This window comes from Aquamicrobium lusatiense (assembly GCF_014201615.1).
Classification (GTDB): domain Bacteria; phylum Pseudomonadota; class Alphaproteobacteria; order Rhizobiales; family Rhizobiaceae; genus Mesorhizobium; species Mesorhizobium lusatiense.
In genome coordinates, this window is sequence record NZ_JACHEU010000001.1 from 2,714,989 (window position 1) to 2,732,284 (window position 17,296).

Consider the following 17,296-nt stretch of genomic DNA (forward strand, 5'->3'; position numbering starts at 1 on the left):
TGAACCCTCTACTGAGCGTCCATCATCCAGTAGCGGTTGCGCCACATCTTCTCGCCCGCAAGGCAATCGCTGGCCGACATCGCCTGCGCGAGAATAACGGGAGGATGCATCTGATCGGTGGGAGGCGGACCAGCCGCGAGTTCAAGAACCAGCTTTCGCCGCACGGCTTCAGGAAACTGTGTCCAGTCATTGACCGGGATCATGAAGGCGCCCGGCCCGCCAATCACGCAGTCCGCATAGTAGCGGTCCAGATTGGCAACATCATAGCCTGAATCAAAGCCGCCATTGGTCATCAGCGGCAGGCCGTTGATCGTAATTCCCTGCCTGACCAAGCGATCGCGCACTTCAGTTACCGGAGCGCCCTGATTGTTCGGGCCATCCCCGGAAATGTCGATGACCCGCTTCATGCCCTCGAAGCCGCTTTCGGCGAACAGATCGCCGCCAAACTCCAGGGCAGCGGATATCGAGGTTCGCCGCGCGCTGTTTGGCGGATTGCGAGAAAGCTGCGCGGCAACCCGCTCGGCATCTTCCCTGCCCGCGATCAATGTCCACGGCACCACGACATGCTGTGTGGTGGTGCCGGCCCATTCGACATAGGACACGGCAATGCGCCCATGCGCCCCGTCCGCAATGGCCCGCAGAACGCTGTCGTGGGTAAGTGCCGCCGCATAGCCGTGCCGCTGTATTTCCAGTTCAGCGGGTGACATCGACAGGGACACGTCCACAGCCAGCACGAGTTCGATGTCGACCGGCTCGGCTTTGGCTGCCGCGCCGGAGAAAATCCCCGCCGTGACCAGCGCTGCGCCGGCGGCGAGAACATGTCCTGCATTGTTCAACAAGGCTGACATGGCAAGGAAGCTACGCCGAATTCCCCTGATGTGAAAGCCGCACACCGGCCATCGCACGTAACGCGCTTTCACATTTTTGGGAGCAGAACACTCATCCGACACCCCTGTGGAATTCATCTTCCGTTGCGGCAACCCCCTTTCATTTTCCGAAATAGGTTATATAGGGTATTTATTGACTAAAAATCTCATGTTTTCGGATCGATTTTTTCGATCCGATGCCATTTTCGCGAATGAAGGGGATTGTTTTGCGAAAATGGCACATGGAAGGTGGCGTATGTCCTCCGTCCGTTGCCGGTTATGGCACGAACGGCACCTTGTCGCAGAATGACAAGCTTCCACCTTCCCCAGCCGCAGCCAGTCAAACCCTGACCAGCCAAAAAAATGCACCGGATACGGCCGGTGCCTTCTTTTCGGCTGCGCGCGCACCTGCACCTGCAAATGCAGCCGGCAATTGCAAAAATCACGGTTCCGGAGCGACCCGTGGTGGGGACAGGAGTGGAAAGAAATGCACAAAATCGGACGCGGCACAGTCGGGGGACTTGCCAGTCTTCTTTTGCTGTCGGCATCGATCAATGCAGTTTTGGCGCAAACCAGCCAGAATGCAGAGGAAGAAGAACAGACGACCGTTCTCAAGCAGATCGTCGTGACGGCAAGCGGTCATGCACAGACAATACCGGATGCACCCGCAACCATCACCGTGATCAGCGGCGAGAAGATTGCTTCCAAGCCGTATGCCAGCGTGGCCGATGTGCTGCGCGATGTGCCCGGCGTCATCGTCAGCACACCATCGGCCCGTTCCGGCGCCGCCTCGATTTCCATTCGCGGCATGAGCGAAGGCTATGTCTCCATGCTGGTCGACGGCAAGCCACTCGGAAACTCGTCAGAGGCAACCTATAATGGTTTCGGCTCCGGCCTTGCCACCGGCTACCTGCCACCGCCATCCGCCATCGAGCGCATCGAGGTCATTCGCGGTCCGATGTCTTCCCTTTACGGCTCATCCGCGCTGGGCGGCGTGATCAACATCATCACCAAGCCGGTTTCGGATGTGTGGACCGGCACGGTGACGACCGGCTTTACCGCCTACAGCCATGACGAGGCCGGCAATTCCTATGAGGGCCGTTTCTACCTGAACGGACCGATCGTGTCCGACAGGATCGGTCTCTCGCTGTGGGGCTCCCTGCACAACCGCGAAGACCGTGGCCTGACGACCGGCGCATCGCAGGACATGTCGCGCAAGAGCCTCGGCGGCAAGCTGAGCATGACGATCACCGAGAATCAGGACCTGGCGCTTGAGATCGCCCAGAACCGGAGCGACACGAAGACCAGAGCCGCTTCGACCAGCGGCGTCGACGTCAATCACATGAACTACAGCGCCGTCCACAAGCTGCGCTGGGGACAAGAATATGAAACGACATCGTTCCTGACCTATGAGGATGTCGACTTTGAAAACGGCACCAATATTTCAGGTTACAACCAGCTCAACTTCAACACCAAGACCAGCGCGAGCCTTGGCGGCCACGACCTGATCGCCGGCTTCGACTACAAGGCGGAAGAAACCCGCCACTCGCCCAACCGCGTTTCATCGAACATCGACCCCAACATGGAGCGCTGGCACTGGGCGTTGTTCGGCGAGGACAATTTCCATATCACCGAAGACTTCACCACCACATTCGGGCTTCGCTACGACAAGAACGAGCGCTACGGTTCACACTTCACGCCACGTCTCTATGGCGTCTATCACCTGAATCCCGTTCTTACATTCAAGGGCGGCGTGAGCGGCGGCTACAAGGTTCCCCAGCTCAAGCAGGCCGACGACAACATCATGGAGCCTTCAGGCGGTGACGGCCGCGCGCGCGACAAGGGTAATACCAATCTCAAGCCGGAAGAAAGCACCAACTATGAGATCGGTATGGTGTGGGAAAGCGACTTTGGCCTGCAATTCGGCCTCACAGCCTATCACACCAGGTTCAAGAACAAGATCACAACGGAACGGATCTGTGCGCATGATACGCCGGAGCCCGGACTGCCCACCGATTGCGGAATGAATGCGCCCGGCAATCCAATCAAATGGATAAACCAATACATCAATCGCGATGCGGCAGAACTGAATGGCGTGGAGGCAACGGTCGATTTCCCTGTCGGCGACGTGGATGTGTCGATGAACTACACCTATTCGCGCAGCAAGATCACCAAGGGCGCGAAGGTTGGTGAACGGTTCAACAATCTGCCCGAGCATGTCGCCAATCTGGGGCTGGACTGGCATGCGACCGAGGACCTCACACTTTGGGGCAAGGCGCAATATCGCAGCCAGACCCATGATTCCGGCAACGCCCGCATCGGCTCGCACGCCATCTTCGATGTGGGAATGGAATACCGCATCAACGATCATTTCAAGGGAACCGCCGCCGTCTACAACATCGGCGACAAGCGCTTCGACAATGATTACGAGGACGGGCGCCGCTTCTGGCTCGGCCTGACCAGTAGCTTCTGACGCAGAAGAAAAGCCCCGCGCCGTCGGCGCGGGGCTTCTGCCATCAGCTTCTCGGCTTCAGGTTTTCCGGATCGTAGAGCGGCCTGTACCCCACCGCTGCGACTTCGACCGGATAGGTTTCGCCGAAATATTCCACCGCCAGCCTGCTACCTTGTCGACAATAGCTCCACGGCAAATAAGCCAGCGCGATATTCCTGCCGATCGTCGGACCATATGCGACGGACGTCGTGTAGGAGCGTCGGCCAAGCTCATCGACCAGAACCTCACTGCTTTCCGGATCGACCACCGGCATATTGCCGACCGGATAACGCGCAACGCCGTTTGCATCGACATTGTCGGTCATCACCAGCGTGCACAACATCGCCGGCTGATGGTCGCGCGACCTGTATTCCAGATGCTTCGCCTTGCCGCAGAAATCGGCTTCCTTGACCTTGGGGCGGGCAAGATCGGCCTCCAGCAGATTGTATTCGGTGAGCAGATCGGCGTTCTGGAGGCGCAGGCTCTTTTCCATGCGCCGCGTGTTGGCATAGGTCTCGACACCTACCGCGATCACGCCGGTGGAGCGCAGCGCATCCCACACCGCCAAACCGTCCTCATAGGCCATGTGCAGCTCCCAGCCCTGCTCGCCGACATAGGAAATGCGGAACGCGGAAACTTGCCTGCCGGCAATGCGGATCGGCCTGATGGCGGCGAAAGGGAAGTTCTCCTGAGAGAGCCCGTTCGGATCTTCCACCACCTTCTGCAGCGTCGCGCGGGCATTCGGCCCCCACACGCCCAGCGTGATGTATACCTCACTCACATCGGTAATGGTGACGTCAAAGCCCTTATCCTGCGCCACCCGCTTCATGTAGCTGAAGTCGCGCGGGCCGGCATCGGCGCCGTCGACGATGCGGCAGCGGTCGGCCATGCGGAACACCGTCAGGTCGGCGCGCACCATGCCGTCCTCGTCGAGGAAGTGGGTGTAGATACCTTTGCCGATATTGGCCTCGCCGCCGATCTTTGCCGCGCACAGCCATTCCATCAGCGCCACGTGATCGGGGCCTTCGACATCGTACATGGCGAAGTGCGAGAGGTTGATGATGCCGCAATCCTCACTGAGCGCCAGATGCTCGGCATTGGAAACGCGCCAGAAATGGCGGTTGTCCCATTCGTTCTCACGCACCGGTACACGCTCGCCATATTTCTCCAGCAAGTGCTCATTGGCGGCGTAGCCGTGCGCACGCTCCCAGCCGCCCAGTTCCATGAAATAACCGCCAAGCTCCTTTTCGCGCTCGTAGAAAGGCGAGCGGCGGACATTGCGGCCACCGGAGAAAGGCTCGCGCGGATGAACGGCCGGATTATAGACCTTCATCGCCGTTTCGGTGCAACGCGCGGTGATGAAATCTTCCTGCAACTGGAAGGGCTGGAAGCGGCTGTAATCGATACGGTTATGGTCGATGGACGTGCGGCCGTCCGTCATCCAGTCGGCGATCAGTTTGCCCATGCCGGGGCCGTCCTTGACCCAGATGCCGACGGCATACCAAAGTCCCCTCACCTTCTGGCTCTCGCCCATGGAAGGCCCGCCATCGGTGGTCACCTGAAGCAGGCCGTTGAAGGAATGGCTTTCGTTGTAGCCGAGCTCGCCGAGGATCGGCGTCAGCTCCATGGCCCGTTCCAGCGGTGCCATGATCTGATCCATATCGAGGTCGCGCTGTGATGGAGACAGCCGCGCCTCCTCCTTTTCGAGCAGATCGCGCGGATGGACGAGGCGCGGACTGGTCTCCTCGTAATAGCCCCATTCGATCTGGCCGCCCTCGGCGGTCTTCGGGTCGCCCGTGTCGCGCATGTAGGCCGAGTTGCCCTGATCGCGCATCAGCGGCCAGCCGATCTCCTTGCCGGTTCCTGCAAACTCATTGTAGGGGCCGAAGAAGGTCAGCGGATGGTCGATCGGCATAACCGGCAGATCCTCGCCGGCCATTTCGGCAATCAGCCTGCCCCACAGGCCGGCGCAGACCACCACATGATCGGCCATGATCGTGCCGCGATCCGTCACCACACCTTTGATGCGCCCGTCATCGATGACCAGTGAGAGCGCGGAAGTGTTGGCGAAGGTCTGCAGCTTGCCGGCGGCGACGCCTTCATCGACCAGCTTGCCTGCCACCGTCTGCGAGCGCGGGATGACGAGCCCGGCATCGGGATCCCACAGCCCACCCTGAACCATATCCTCTTCGATCAGCGGGAATTTTTCCTTGATCTCGGCCGGCTCGATCAGCCGCGCGCGGGTGCCGAAGGCGCGGCCGGAGGTCACCTTGCGCCGGATCTCCTCCATGCGGGCATCGTCGCCCACGCGCGCCACCTCAAGCCCGCCAACGCGGGCGTAGTGGCCCATCCGCTCGAAGAATTCGATGGAGTAGAGCGTCGTCCAGCAGGACAGGAAGTCATGGCTGGTGGCGTAGCAGAAGTCGGAAGCATGGGCCGTGGAGCCGATGTCGGTAGGGATGCCGGACTTGTCGATGCCGACAATATCGTCCCATCCGCGCCCGATCAGATGATGCGCGACCGAAGCGCCGACGATACCGCCGAGGCCGACGATGACGACCTTCGCCTTTTCCGGAAACCCTGCCATAGCCCGCAACTCCAAAGTGCTGTCCGGGAAGGACTATAGGGCGAGACGAGGAGCCGACCGCAGCCTGTTTGCGACACGCTTCGCCTACAGCGCGACGGAAGCCGCGCGATGGTTTTCGCTTGCCTTTGAAAGCAGAAGGCCGGACTTGCAGCCCGGCCTTTGCATCGGAATTTTCTTTTGCCTGCGAGAGCAAACTTACTTCACGCGAGCGACACCACCCGAAATTTCGATGGTTTCGGCACCGGTCAGCGCCTCAAGGTCGCCGTTCGGCATGGTCACGAAACAGCCATTCGGGCAAAACTCAACGGTCTCGCCGGGGCCCAGCGTCAGTTCCCGCTTGCTGCTGCCTTCGGTAACGATCAGCGTGCGTGGATCGGAATCATTGTTCACGGCGCTGGCCGCCAGAGCCGCCCCGGATGCCGAGAGCAGGACCGATACGGCGATCAGTGATTTCAACATTGCGTTTCCGGTGTCGCCACCGCCCCTGTTTGCCATTGCAAGGCATTCCCGCCAATGCAGGCAGCTTATAGGAGAACGAAGCTGAACCGCAACTGAATGCCTCATTCATGTCGCAATCGGGTGCAGCGGATGATTTGGCGTCGGGCAACGGACCAAAAATGGAATCCGATTTCGGTAATTCCAATGGATGTACGGTGTTCTACGCCGGATCCGGCTTGCCCGGCCTGCGCCTGCCCTTGCGCGCTCTTTCTTCTTCCTCTGCTTTCAGCCGCTCCCGCTCGGCAAACTCGGCCTCGGTCTTGTCGTCATCATGCGGCCATGGCTCCAGAACCGGCCGCTTGTATTCGGCGCGCGTCGCAGAAGGAATTTCGATCCCCTCGCGGTTGAAGGCGTCCATGATCGCGAAGCGGACGTCGTTCTGCACCCCGCCGCTGTTGGTGATATCGGCAAGGAAGAAGCGTATCTCGAATTCCAGCGCCGCTGACCCAAAATTCGAAAACTGCACGAAGGGCTCCGGATTCTTAAGTATGGAGGGCTGCGCCCGCGTGATCTCCAGCAGGATTTCCTGAACGCGCCTGACATCGGTGCCATAGGCAACGCCCACCCGGATATCAACGCGCCCAAGCTTGTTGCGATGCGTCCAGTTGCCGACGGCGCCGTTGATGAGATTGGAGTTCGGCAGGATGACCGTCTGGCGCTGGAATGTCTCGATCTCGGTGGCGCGCACGCTGATTTTGCGCACAGTGCCGCTGACATCACCGGCCACGATCCAGTCGCCCACCTTGAACGGCCGCTCGGCCAGCAGGATCAGGCCCGAGACGAAGTTCGAGACGACATTCTGCAGACCGAAACCGATACCGAGGGAGAGCGCACCGGCAACAAGCGCGAGGCTGGAAAGATCGATGCCCGCCGCCGATATGCCGACCAGCGCAGCAATCGCTATACCAGCATAACCAACCACGAGGCTGATGGAATTGCGCACGCCGGCGTCGACCTTGCCGCGCGCCATGACCGAGCCGTCGAGCCAGCCCTGAAACCAGCGGGTCAGGAAATAACCGATGGCAAAGACCAGTATGCCGCTCAATATGCCGAGCAGCGATATGGTCACCGAACCGATGCTGAAACCGGTGGCCAGCTTCTGCGCCCATGCCTGAATATCTCCCGGCTGAAACCCCCACATGAACAGGGTAAGCGGCAGGAAGATCAACAGAATGAGGAAGTTGAGCAGGACGCTGACGCCAAGCCCGATCTGATCCATGGAGCTTTCTTCGGCATAGCCTTTGGCCATCATCCAGCGGCCCAGCCATGATCCGCCCAGCCCGCCCTCCGCGCCGATGGCGGCGGCGCAAAGGAAGCCGATATAGGCCGTCACCAGAATGGTGCCCGTCATCACCACCTGCAACGACAGGAAGATGGCAAAGCCGATATAGCCGAACAGCGCGGCCCCGATGGTAAGCCCGCCGATCAGGAACAGACTGTAGCGCAGCCACACCGGCCACGGCTTCCAGTTGCCCTCAGGCGTCCTGAACGGCTTGACGTTGCCGATCAGAAGCAAAATGACGCCGACGATCAGCGAGGCTACGAAGCTGCGCGTCACCGTCAGCGACAGTGGCGACGACATCTGATCGGCCACCTGCGAAAGGAAATTGTTCAGCGCCACGGCTATCGCCATCGCGGTCGCCAGCCGCACCAGCCAGCGTGCGGGGCGCGATTCCACCGGCACGAGCCGCCATTGCGGGAGCTTCGGCACCAGCGCGGCATTGGCCAGCCGGTTCACCAGAAAAACGCCGAGCACCATCAGCATGGCCGAACGCAGATAGAGCCCGATATCGCCGCGCAGCACCTGATTTGAACTGAAGAAGAACCATGTCGCGGCAAAAAATACGGTGAGGGCTCCGGTCGGCAGCAGGGTCGACCAGAAGGCAACCGAAAGCCGGGTCAGATAGGACGGTTCTTCCACGGCGGGGTCGGCCCTGAACAGACCGCCCACCAGCCGCCTGCCGCCGAACATCAGCACAAGGGCCGCGATCAGCGCCATGAACGTTGCGGCGATCATGGCGTTGAACTTGTATTTATAGGCAAAATTAGCCCACGACGTGATGGCCGTGCTGAACTTTCCAAACTCGTTTGCCGCGTCGGAAATCATCTTGCCGCTGAACGTTTCCGACAATGCATAGCGGCGGGTCAGCATGCTGCGGAACAGGTCGCGCCGGATCGTGGCGATCTGCTCGATGAGTTTGTTGGAGCGAAGCGACAGGTTCTGCGCCGTCGCGATAACAGCATTGATCTCCGTCTTCTCCGCTGCAAGGGCCTGCCGCTCCTCCCGCACCGTTTCCGCCTCCGGCGGCTGACCGTCGGCGGGTGCCGCGCCCAGTTGCTCCACGCGTGCATTGATCTCGGCAAGGCGCGGCTTGAACGCGAGCGCGCTTTGCAATGCCTCGGTGGATACGGCTTCAAGCTTCAGGCGCAGGCGAACCAGATAGGCATCATCATCACCATGCTCGGTAATGTCCTTCTCAAGCCCGTCCAGCGTGACGATCAGCGCATCCAGCGCCCGCTGCTGCTCCTCAAGCAGTTGCGCAGCCTCCGCCGCCGCCATGTCCTGTGCGAAAACAGGCCGGGCGAGGCCACCGAATACAAGAAACAAAACGAGGCAAAGGCGGGCGATATGCGAAAGCATGATCCGAACTGAATTCCGTTGACGCCTGCCGCAGCCGCCATGACGTACCGGCGCGGGAATGGTCATAGATAGAGAGGTCACGGGAACCCGGCAAGCGATGAGCGCTGGCTGAATGGTTTATACGCCAAAGGTGCTCCAAAAGAGGAAATCTTTGCGTTAGAAGCGGTGCAATTACCCATCTCAGGGGTTTTGGCGGCTGCCAGCAGCATGCCCCACCGCAAGAGAAACCGAACAAAAATGCCTTCAGCCTCATTACGAATCACAAACCTCATGCCGTCCGGCAAGAGCGGCTGGGAAGTCCACGCGGAAGCGCTGATGCGTCGTCAGAAGGATGACGACATCATCGTTCTTTCGGTTGGCGACCATGATTTTCATACGCCCGCCGAAACAGTCGAAGCCTGCGTGGCGGCAGTTCGCGAAGGGCGTCACCACTACACGCATCTGGCCGGCATCCCGCGCCTGCGCGCCGCAATGGCGCATTTGTCCACCCGCTGCTCGGGCGTTGAAACCCCGGTTGAACAGGTGATAGCGGCACCCGGCGGACAGGCAGCTCTTTATGCCGCCGTGCAGGCAACGCTCGATCCCGGCAGCCACGCCATCGTCGTCGCGCCCTATTATGCGACCTATCCCGGCACGTTCCGCGCGGCCGGTGCAGAATTCACGGTTGTGGAAGCGCGTGCCGCCGATGGCTTCCAGCCCGATGCTGCGGCAATCGAGGCCGCGCTGCGTCCCAACACCCGCGCCATCCTCATCAACACGCCCAACAATCCGACCGGCGCCGTCTACACGCGCGCGGCGCTGGAAGGCATCGCCGATCTGTGCCGGCGTCACGATCTGTGGCTGCTCTCGGACGAGGTTTACTGGACGCTCGGCGCTTCCGAACACCTGTCGCCGCGCGCCCTGCCCGGCATGGCCGAGCGCACCATCGTGATCAACTCCATGTCCAAGAGCCATGGCATGACCGGCTGGCGCATCGGCTGGTTGACGGCTCCGGAGCAACTGGTCACGCTGCTGACCGGCTTCAATCTGGTATCCACCTATGGCCTGCCCGATTTCATTTCCCATGCCGCCGCCGAAGCCATGGAGAACGATTACGGCGTGGCCGAAATCGCCGCCCGCTATGCCGGCCGGCGCGACATCTTCCTCGATGCCATAAGCGGCGCCAACCGGATTCAGGTGCGTGGCTCCGAAGGCGGCATGTACATCATGCTCGACATCTCGGCCATCGAGCCGGACGACGAGGCCTTCGCCTGGGCGCTGCTCGATGCCGAAAAGATCAGCGTCATGCCGGGTTCCAGCTTCGGCGAGGCCGCCGCCGGGCACATCCGCATCAGCCTGTGCAAGCCGGAACCGGTTTTGCAGGAGGCAGCGACCCGGCTGCTCCGCTTCGCGTCGGACTACGCAAGGAAGGCCGCCTGAGCGTCCGCCACGCCTCTGCATCGACAGGCCCGGCCGGAAACGCTACTGGTTGAGGATTATCCGGCAAGGCAGATCTCGGGAAAGCGGAATGGCAGCGCAGGGACGGAAAATCTGGTGGGGCGACTTCAAGGCGCCCGACTTCGCTGAGATCGACCCCGAAGAGACCATTGCCGTGCTGCCGGTGGCGGCGGTCGAGCAGCACGGACCGCATCTGCCGCTGTCCACCGATGCCGACATCATGAACGGCATGCTGGCAACCGCGATCCCGCTTGTTCCGCAAGACCTCGATCTGCGCATCCTGCCGGCTCAGGCGGTCGGCAAGTCGGACGAGCACGTCTACGCGCCGGGAACGCTGAGCATCCCGGCCACAAGTCTCATCGAATGCTGGAACGAGCTTGGCGCATCGGTGGCGCGCGCGGGCGTACGCAAGCTGGTCGTCGTCACCTCGCATGGCGGCAACGAAGAGGTGATGGGCATCGTCACCCGCAATCTGCGAGTCCACTTCGGCATGATGGCGGTGCGTACCAGCTGGGAACGCTTCGGACGGCCGGAAGGGCTGTTCAGCGCGCATGAGATGCGGCGCGGCATTCACGGCGGCGACGTGGAAACCTCGCTGATGCTGCATTTCCGCCCCGATCTCGTTGAATTGGAAAAAGCGGACAACTTCGCCTCCCGCGCCGACAGGGCGGAACAGGAATTCGCGCTGCTCAACGCACAAAGCCCGCATGCCTTTGCGTGGATCGCCAGCGACCTCAACCCGCATGGCGTGGTCGGCAACGCCGCCGCCGCCACGGCCGAAAAAGGCCGGCTGACGGCAGAGCATCAGACCCAAGGTTTCATCACCCTTCTGGAAGATGTGCGCAAGGCACGGCTTGCGGACTGGCTTAGCTGAAGCAATTCCAGCAAAAGTGCGGCGCGGTTTTGCGTTCGGAATAGCGCCAACCCAGAGCGTTACGGGTGCTCCCGAGATTCGGTGAAAAGCGGAAACGCCCTAACCGAACGGGTCGAGTTCGAACACTTCGCCCTCGAACGCATCTGCCCCACGCCCAATGCCCTTTATCGCGGCAATCATGCGCCCTTCGCGGCCGAGCAGCGCGTCGGCCACCGCGATCAGGCGGCTATTGGGCGTCGCGGAAGGCGAGAGCCAGCGCAGCATCGCGGCCAGTTCGGCCTCGTTCAGCGCGGGATTGAGGGCAACAGCGACGATATAGGCGGCGGCGGGGGAGCGGCTGACGCCCGCATAGCAATGAATGACCATCGGCCTTGCGCGGTCCCATCCAGAGGCGAAATCCAGCAGGCGGCGCACATGCGCCTCGCCCGGCAGGGTCAGCCCGTCGCGCAATTCGGCAATGTCGTTCATGCGCAGATGAAGATGATCCCGCTCCGCGACCGAGGCCGGGCGCGCCATGTCCGTGTCGGCGGAAAGCAGCGTGACCAGCCGTCCCGCACCGGTTCGCGAGACGGTCTGCTCCAGCTTTGAAAGCGGACAGACGTGGATCATCGCGTGCCCTTCCATCCGGCCAGCGCCGCCTCCAGCCGCAGCCATTCCTCGTCATTCCCCGGCAGGCCTGCACGCAGCGCATGCGGCCGATCACTGAAATGGCGCAGCACTATGCCGCGCTCACCAAGAGCCCGAAAAAGGCTGCCGGCCTCAGCAAATTCCATGTAGCGATAGAGCGGCGTGCCGCCCCGCACTTCGACGCCGTGGCCGGCGAACAGCCTGTCGAGCCGATCCGCCTCGCCTTCCAGCCGGGCCCGCATCTGCCGCTGCCAGTCCGCGTCGGAAAGAGCCCTGATGCCATATTCCAGCGCCGGGCCGGAGACGGCCCATGGCCCGAAGCCGCCGGCAAGCCGTGCCACGGTCTCCTTGTCGGCAAGGGCGAAACCCAGCCGCACACCGGCAAGGCCGAAAAATTTTCCGAACGAGCGCAGCACCACCAGCCCGCCCTGCTCCACATCGCCGGCAACGCTTTCCCGGTGCGGGCCGACATCCATGAAAGCCTCGTCCACCACCAGCAACACGCCTTTGGCCTCCATGCGGGACGCCAGTTCCGTGAGGTCGCGGCGGGCAATCACGCGCCCGTCCGGATTGTTCGGATTGACGACGATGGCAAGGTCGGCTGCGGAAAGCGTGTCGAAATCCGGCGTTTCTTCCACCTCGTGGCCGGCAATGCGGGCGGCGCGCGCATGCTCGGCATAGGTGGGTCCGAGTACCAGCGCCCGGCCCGGCTTCACCAGTGAACAGACGCGCGGCAACAATATCTGCGTACCCGGCGCGCTCGCCACATTGGCCGGAGACGGCGCGCCATAGGCTGCGGCCGCGACGGCAGCGAGTTCGTCCGCCCGCGCCTGCTCGGGCAGACGGGTCAGGGCGGTGGCGGGCAGGTCGAAAAGCGGATAGGAGTGCGGATTGATCCCGGTCGAAAGATCGACGAAGGGTTCCGGCGCCTGCGGAAACAGCGCCCGGGCCCTGCCGAGGCTTCCGCCATGATCGACCGCCGCCAATGCTTCGCCCGGAATATCCATGTCGGTCCTAATTGCCTTCATCTCGCTGGTTGCCGAACGCATCGCCGGATATCCGGACTGGCTCTTTCGCGCCATCGGCCATCCCGTTACCTGGATCGGCAGGCTGATATCCTGTCTCGACCGAACGCTCAACCTCGCCTCCTCTTCCGACGCGACAAGGCGGCTTTGCGGCGTGCTGGCGCTGCTGGTGATCGTATCGGTGCCGGCAGCCATCGCCTTCGCCATCGAGACGCTGCTCGGCCGCGTTTTCTTCGGCTTCATTGTCACCGCTATAGTGGCATCCTCGCTGCTCTCGCAACGCAGCCTCGGCGAACATGTCGAGGCCGTTGCAACCGCACTGGAAACCGGCGGTCTTGAAGCGGGACGCAGGGCGGTGTCGATGATCGTCGGCCGTGATCCCGAGCAACTGGACGAAGCGGGCGTCTCCCGCGCCGCAATCGAAAGCCTTGCCGAGAATTTTTCCGATGGCATCGTCGCCCCTGCCCTGTGGCTTGGCGTGGGCGGACTGGCCGGAGGCGCGGCCTACAAGTCCGTCAACACCGCCGATTCCATGATCGGCCACCGCACCCCCCGCCATGAGGCCTTCGGCTGGGCCTCGGCGCGCTTCGACGATCTGGTCAACCTCCCCGCCTCGCGGCTGACGGGACTGCTGATCGTGGCCGCCGCTTTCCTGGTGAAAGGCGCTGACGCCCACGCCGGCTGGCAGGCGATCCGCCGCGATGCTGCAAAGCATCGATCACCCAATGCCGGCTGGCCGGAAGCGGCCATGGCCGGCGCGCTGGGGCTCGCCCTCGCCGGCCCCCGCGTCTATGGCGGCGTCACGGTGGACGATTCCTTCATGGGCGAAGGCGGTCGGCGCGATGCCGACGCAGCCGACATCCGGCGCGCCCTGAAACTCTACCGAATCGCCGACATGATGCTGATCGCGCTATTTGGTCTGGCAGCGGCGGCGATCTGGCTGCTCTAAGCGCGCCGCGCCTCGAAAGTGATGATGCCATCGCCCTTCTGCGGCTTGCGGCCATGCTGGTAATCGCCACAGGCGATCACCTCGGTGAAGCCGACGGCCCGCAGCGCCAGCTCGAATTCCGCCACGCCCCACCAGCGCAGGGCGAACAGGTCGATCTCGCTGTCCACCAGCTTGCCGACCCGCCAGTGCTCATAGCGCAGGCTGGTCGTGGTGGTCTGTGCCACATAGTCCGTGTCGATCCTGTCGGCGGTCAGCGTCAGCAGCTCTTCGCCGGCCTTCCATGTCCGCACCGAATGCGGTGCATCGAGAAAACCGTCGATGGCATCGAGGTCAAGGATCAGCCGGCCGCCGGGCGCGAGATGGTCGTGGAAGCGCTTCAGCACCCCAAGTGCGGCGTCATAGTCGGTGATGAGCTGGATGGAGCCGAGCGGCACGAGCATGGCCTCGAAGCGCTCGTCATAGGAAAAACCCTCGAAGGTCTGCCGGCTCAGCCCCGCCGGCAGTGATCGGCTCTCACAGGCCGCGCGGCAATAGGCCAGCATCTCCTCGGAAGCGTCGAAGCCTTTCACGTCCAGCCCCGCTTCCAGCAGCGGCACGAGCAGGCGCCCATTGCCGACCGCCGGTTCAAGCACCGGACCCGTCACGCCTTGCAGGCGCTCCAGATAGAATTCGACGTCGCCAAAGGACCGGCCGACCGGCTTGTCCAGTTCATAGACCCAGGCGGCCAGCGTCGCATAACGATTTTGCACTAGAATTCTATTCCCTTCTGTGCCTTCACGCCCGCCGCGAAATGGTGCTTGGTGGACCCCATTTCGGTGACGAGATCTGCAGCCTCGATCAAGGCCGGCCTGGCGTTACGGCCCGTGACCACGACATGCAACCCCTCGCGACGCCCCTTCAGCGCCGCCACCACCTCGTCGAGGTCGAGATAGTCGTAGCGCAGCGCTATGTTGAGTTCGTCAAGCACCACAAGGCTGATCGTCGGATCGGCCATCAGCTCCTGCGCCTTGGCCCATGCGGCCTGCGCGGCGGCGATGTCGCGCTTCAGGTCCTGCGTTTCCCACGTAAAGCCTTCGCCCATGGTGTGCCACGAAACCAGATCGCCGAAACGGGCCAGCGCATCCTGCTCGCCGGAATGCCACGCGCCCTTGATGAACTGGACGACGCCCACCCGCCTTCCATAACCCAGCATGCGCAGCGCCAGCCCGAAGGCGGCCGTGCTCTTGCCCTTGCCCGGACCGGTGTTGACGATCAGCAGGCCCTTCTCGACCGTCTTTGCGGCCACTTCTGCATCCTGAACCGCCTTGCGCTTTTCCATTTTGGCGCGGTGGCGCTCCGCCTCCACATCGTCGATTTCGCTTTCGTCCGCCATATCATTTCACCTTCAGCGGCAGCCCGGCCACCATCATGAGGACGGTGTCGGCAATGGCTGCGATTTTCTGATTTAGCCGCCCCGCCTCATCGCGGAAACGGCGGGCAAGCGCGTTGTCAGGCACGATGCCTTGCCCCACTTCATTGGACACCACGAACCACGGCCCGCGCGGACTGGCGAAAACCTCGGCAAGCCGGCGGCATTCGGCATCGAGGTCGTGTTCGGCCAGCATGTGATTGGTCAGCCACAGCGTCAGGCAATCCACCAGCACCGGCTGTCCCTGCGGCTGCGCAGCCAGCGCGCCGGTAAGATCGAGCGGTGCGTCAACGGTGTGCCAGCCGGCGCCGCGCCGGCTGCGATGCTCACCGATGCGGGCGCGCATCTCGTCGTCATAGGCTTGCGCCGTCGCGATATAGGTCCAGGGTGCCGGCAGCGCCGCAACCAGTTCTTCCGCATACCGGCTCTTGCCGGAGCGCGCGCCGCCGATGATGAATGTCAGGCCGTTCATGGCCGCCACTCTTACATCGACTTCGGCACATAACGCCAGCTTACCGCCGCGCACCCCACCATCAAAAGGCCGAGCGTGACGAAAACGGAGCCGAGGCCGAAAAAGGCCAGCACGATCGAATAGACCATCGGCGGGGTCAGTTCGGAGAAATCGAGATAGGTGCGGTAGACCGCCGCCATCTGCGAGCGCTCATAGGGATGGACCGAGCGCATGAACACGGTGGAGCCGAGCGCATCGATGGCGATGGTGAACAGCGCGCCGCACAGAAGCAACGCCCCGGTTATCAGCGGTGCGGTGGTGCTGACCCAGCCGGCTGCAAACAGGGCAGCGGACATGGCGGCAAAGGCGAGCGCGATGGTGCCGCGCGTGCCGAAGCGCTTGCCGGCCCTGCCCCAGAAAATGGCGGTGAACAGCAGCGCATTACCGGCGGAAATCAGCAGGCCGCCCGCCACCTCTCCTTCGCCCGCAATGAGCATGAACAGCGGCCCGTAGACGAAGAAGGTCGTCCAGTAGCAATTGCGGCCAAAGGCGATCAGCCATGCCAGCCGCAGCCGGGGCTGCGCGATGAAGCGGCCGATATTGGTGATCGGATTCAGTGCCCGGCTCTTGCCGGCCGCGATCATCTGGTTGTCGCTCAGGCGATAGTACCAGAACAGGGCAAGCAGAATGAGCGCGACGATGGCCACCACGCTGTGAGCGGCATAGATGCCATAGCGGGTATAGAGCAGGATGCCGAGCGTCGGCCCGCCGGTCCAGGCAAAGGTGGACCATGCCATGCGCAGCGATTCGGAGCGGATGAACTCGGTCTTGCGGATGTGGTCCATGATATAGAGGTTGAGCGTGATAGACAGCGCGCTTGCCCCCATCACCCGGCACAGCATGCCAAGCGCCTGCCCGATCAGCGTGTCGGTAATGAAGAACAGAGATCCGACAGCCAGAAGGCATGCCCCTGCCGTATAGACCCAGCGCCGCGCGAAGCGCCTGATCAGCATCGGCATGAACAGCGTTACCGAAAGACCGAGCAGCGACACCACCGTATAAAGAACGGAAACCGATTGCTCGCTCTGCAGGATTTCATAGGCCTGTATCGGGATCACGCTGGACACGGTGGCCCGCGCAAAGGATTCCACTGTATAAAGCGAAGCGAAGGTGCGGGCTCCGGCCGGGCGGACCTGCCGCAGCCAGATGGGGTGCCGCACATGCGTAACCATGAAATCCTCCCGTCGAATCCCGCCGTCGGATTCGCCCGCCGCCATTGTGAAGCCTTTGTGACCCAGGACGGTAGCGGGAAACCGACTTTCCCGGCCGAAAACGCGAAATAGTCCAAAGGCTTTTCAGATCTGGACCAACTTAAAACCGTCCGATTTGCGCTGCAGGCATCCGGGCGGGCATGGTACGACTCGCAGACAGACCCGCCGGAG

14 protein-coding genes are annotated in these 17,296 nt (G+C 62.3%); 4 read left to right on the forward strand and 10 right to left on the reverse strand.

Annotated features, from left to right (window positions below; all coding sequences use genetic code 11):
- Positions 1 to 8 precede the first annotated feature (8 nt).
- Positions 9 to 848: a DUF1194 domain-containing protein gene (locus tag HNR59_RS13035; protein WP_183830850.1), complete on the reverse strand. Its 840-nt coding sequence runs from the start codon at positions 846 to 848 to the stop codon at positions 9 to 11.
- 505 nt (positions 849 to 1,353) lie between these two features.
- Here HNR59_RS13035 and HNR59_RS13040 point away from each other — a divergent pair.
- Positions 1,354 to 3,339, forward strand: coding sequence for a TonB-dependent receptor domain-containing protein (locus HNR59_RS13040; protein ID WP_183830852.1), 1,986 nt, complete (start codon positions 1,354 to 1,356; stop codon positions 3,337 to 3,339).
- A 43-nt stretch (positions 3,340 to 3,382) separates the two neighbouring features.
- Here the strand turns inward: HNR59_RS13040 and HNR59_RS13045 are convergent, their stop codons facing one another.
- The 3 genes from HNR59_RS13045 to HNR59_RS13055 all read right to left on the reverse strand — a co-directional run bounded on the left by HNR59_RS13045 (position 3,383) and on the right by HNR59_RS13055 (position 9,083).
- On the reverse strand, positions 3,383 to 5,944 hold the full coding sequence (locus HNR59_RS13045) for a GcvT family protein (protein ID WP_183830854.1): 2,562 nt from the start codon (positions 5,942 to 5,944) through the stop codon (positions 3,383 to 3,385).
- Between the two features lie 195 nt (positions 5,945 to 6,139).
- On the reverse strand, positions 6,140 to 6,403 hold the full coding sequence (locus tag HNR59_RS13050; RefSeq protein WP_183830856.1) for a hypothetical protein: 264 nt from the start codon (positions 6,401 to 6,403) through the stop codon (positions 6,140 to 6,142).
- 199 nt (positions 6,404 to 6,602) lie between these two features.
- On the reverse strand, positions 6,603 to 9,083 hold the full coding sequence (locus tag HNR59_RS13055; protein ID WP_183830858.1) for a mechanosensitive ion channel family protein: 2,481 nt from the start codon (positions 9,081 to 9,083) through the stop codon (positions 6,603 to 6,605).
- A gap of 237 nt (positions 9,084 to 9,320) precedes the next feature.
- Between HNR59_RS13055 and HNR59_RS13060 the strand changes: the two genes are divergently transcribed.
- Together HNR59_RS13060 and HNR59_RS13065 are read left to right on the forward strand one after the other, a co-directional pair.
- Positions 9,321 to 10,502 carry a pyridoxal phosphate-dependent aminotransferase gene (locus HNR59_RS13060; RefSeq protein WP_183830860.1) on the forward strand — a complete coding sequence of 394 codons (1,182 nt, stop codon included), beginning with the start codon at positions 9,321 to 9,323 and terminating at the stop codon, positions 10,500 to 10,502.
- A gap of 88 nt (positions 10,503 to 10,590) precedes the next feature.
- Positions 10,591 to 11,394: a creatininase family protein gene (locus HNR59_RS13065; RefSeq protein ID WP_183830862.1), complete on the forward strand. Its 804-nt coding sequence runs from the start codon at positions 10,591 to 10,593 to the stop codon at positions 11,392 to 11,394.
- Positions 11,395 to 11,493: 99 nt separating this feature from the next.
- Here HNR59_RS13065 and HNR59_RS13070 read toward each other — a convergent pair whose 3' ends face one another.
- Both HNR59_RS13070 and cobD read right to left on the reverse strand, forming a co-directional pair.
- Entirely contained in the window at positions 11,494 to 12,003 is a 510-nt protein-coding gene (locus HNR59_RS13070) for a tyrosine phosphatase family protein (protein WP_183830864.1), read from the reverse strand.
- A complete protein-coding gene (gene cobD, locus HNR59_RS13075) occupies positions 12,000 to 13,049 on the reverse strand; it encodes a threonine-phosphate decarboxylase CobD (protein WP_246374572.1) in 1,050 nt (349 codons plus the stop codon). The genes HNR59_RS13070 and cobD overlap by 4 nt, the downstream gene beginning before the upstream one ends.
- On the opposite strand from cobD, the gene cbiB reads away from it, so the two are divergent.
- The gene (gene cbiB, locus HNR59_RS13080) at positions 13,027 to 13,995 is read left to right on the forward strand and encodes an adenosylcobinamide-phosphate synthase CbiB (protein WP_183830866.1); all 969 of its coding nucleotides are present in this window, start codon (positions 13,027 to 13,029) and stop codon (positions 13,993 to 13,995) included. The genes cobD and cbiB overlap by 23 nt on opposite strands.
- On the opposite strand, the gene HNR59_RS13085 is transcribed toward cbiB, so the two are convergent.
- Genes HNR59_RS13085 through HNR59_RS13100 form a run of 4 tightly spaced genes read right to left on the reverse strand, consistent with a single transcriptional unit; the run spans position 13,992 to position 17,086 of the window.
- Positions 13,992 to 14,744: a methyltransferase domain-containing protein gene (locus HNR59_RS13085; RefSeq protein WP_183830867.1), complete on the reverse strand. Its 753-nt coding sequence runs from the start codon at positions 14,742 to 14,744 to the stop codon at positions 13,992 to 13,994. The genes cbiB and HNR59_RS13085 overlap by 4 nt on opposite strands.
- Positions 14,744 to 15,367 carry a cob(I)yrinic acid a,c-diamide adenosyltransferase gene (gene cobO, locus HNR59_RS13090; protein ID WP_183830869.1) on the reverse strand — a complete coding sequence of 208 codons (624 nt, stop codon included), beginning with the start codon at positions 15,365 to 15,367 and terminating at the stop codon, positions 14,744 to 14,746. Before cobO ends, HNR59_RS13085 begins: the two co-directional genes overlap by 1 nt.
- Before the next feature lies 1 nt (position 15,368).
- Positions 15,369 to 15,875, reverse strand: coding sequence for a bifunctional adenosylcobinamide kinase/adenosylcobinamide-phosphate guanylyltransferase (cobU, locus tag HNR59_RS13095; protein ID WP_183830872.1), 507 nt, complete (start codon positions 15,873 to 15,875; stop codon positions 15,369 to 15,371).
- Positions 15,876 to 15,886: 11 nt separating this feature from the next.
- The gene (locus HNR59_RS13100; protein WP_183830874.1) at positions 15,887 to 17,086 is read right to left on the reverse strand and encodes an MFS transporter; all 1,200 of its coding nucleotides are present in this window, start codon (positions 17,084 to 17,086) and stop codon (positions 15,887 to 15,889) included.
- Positions 17,087 to 17,296: the final 210 nt, after the last annotated feature.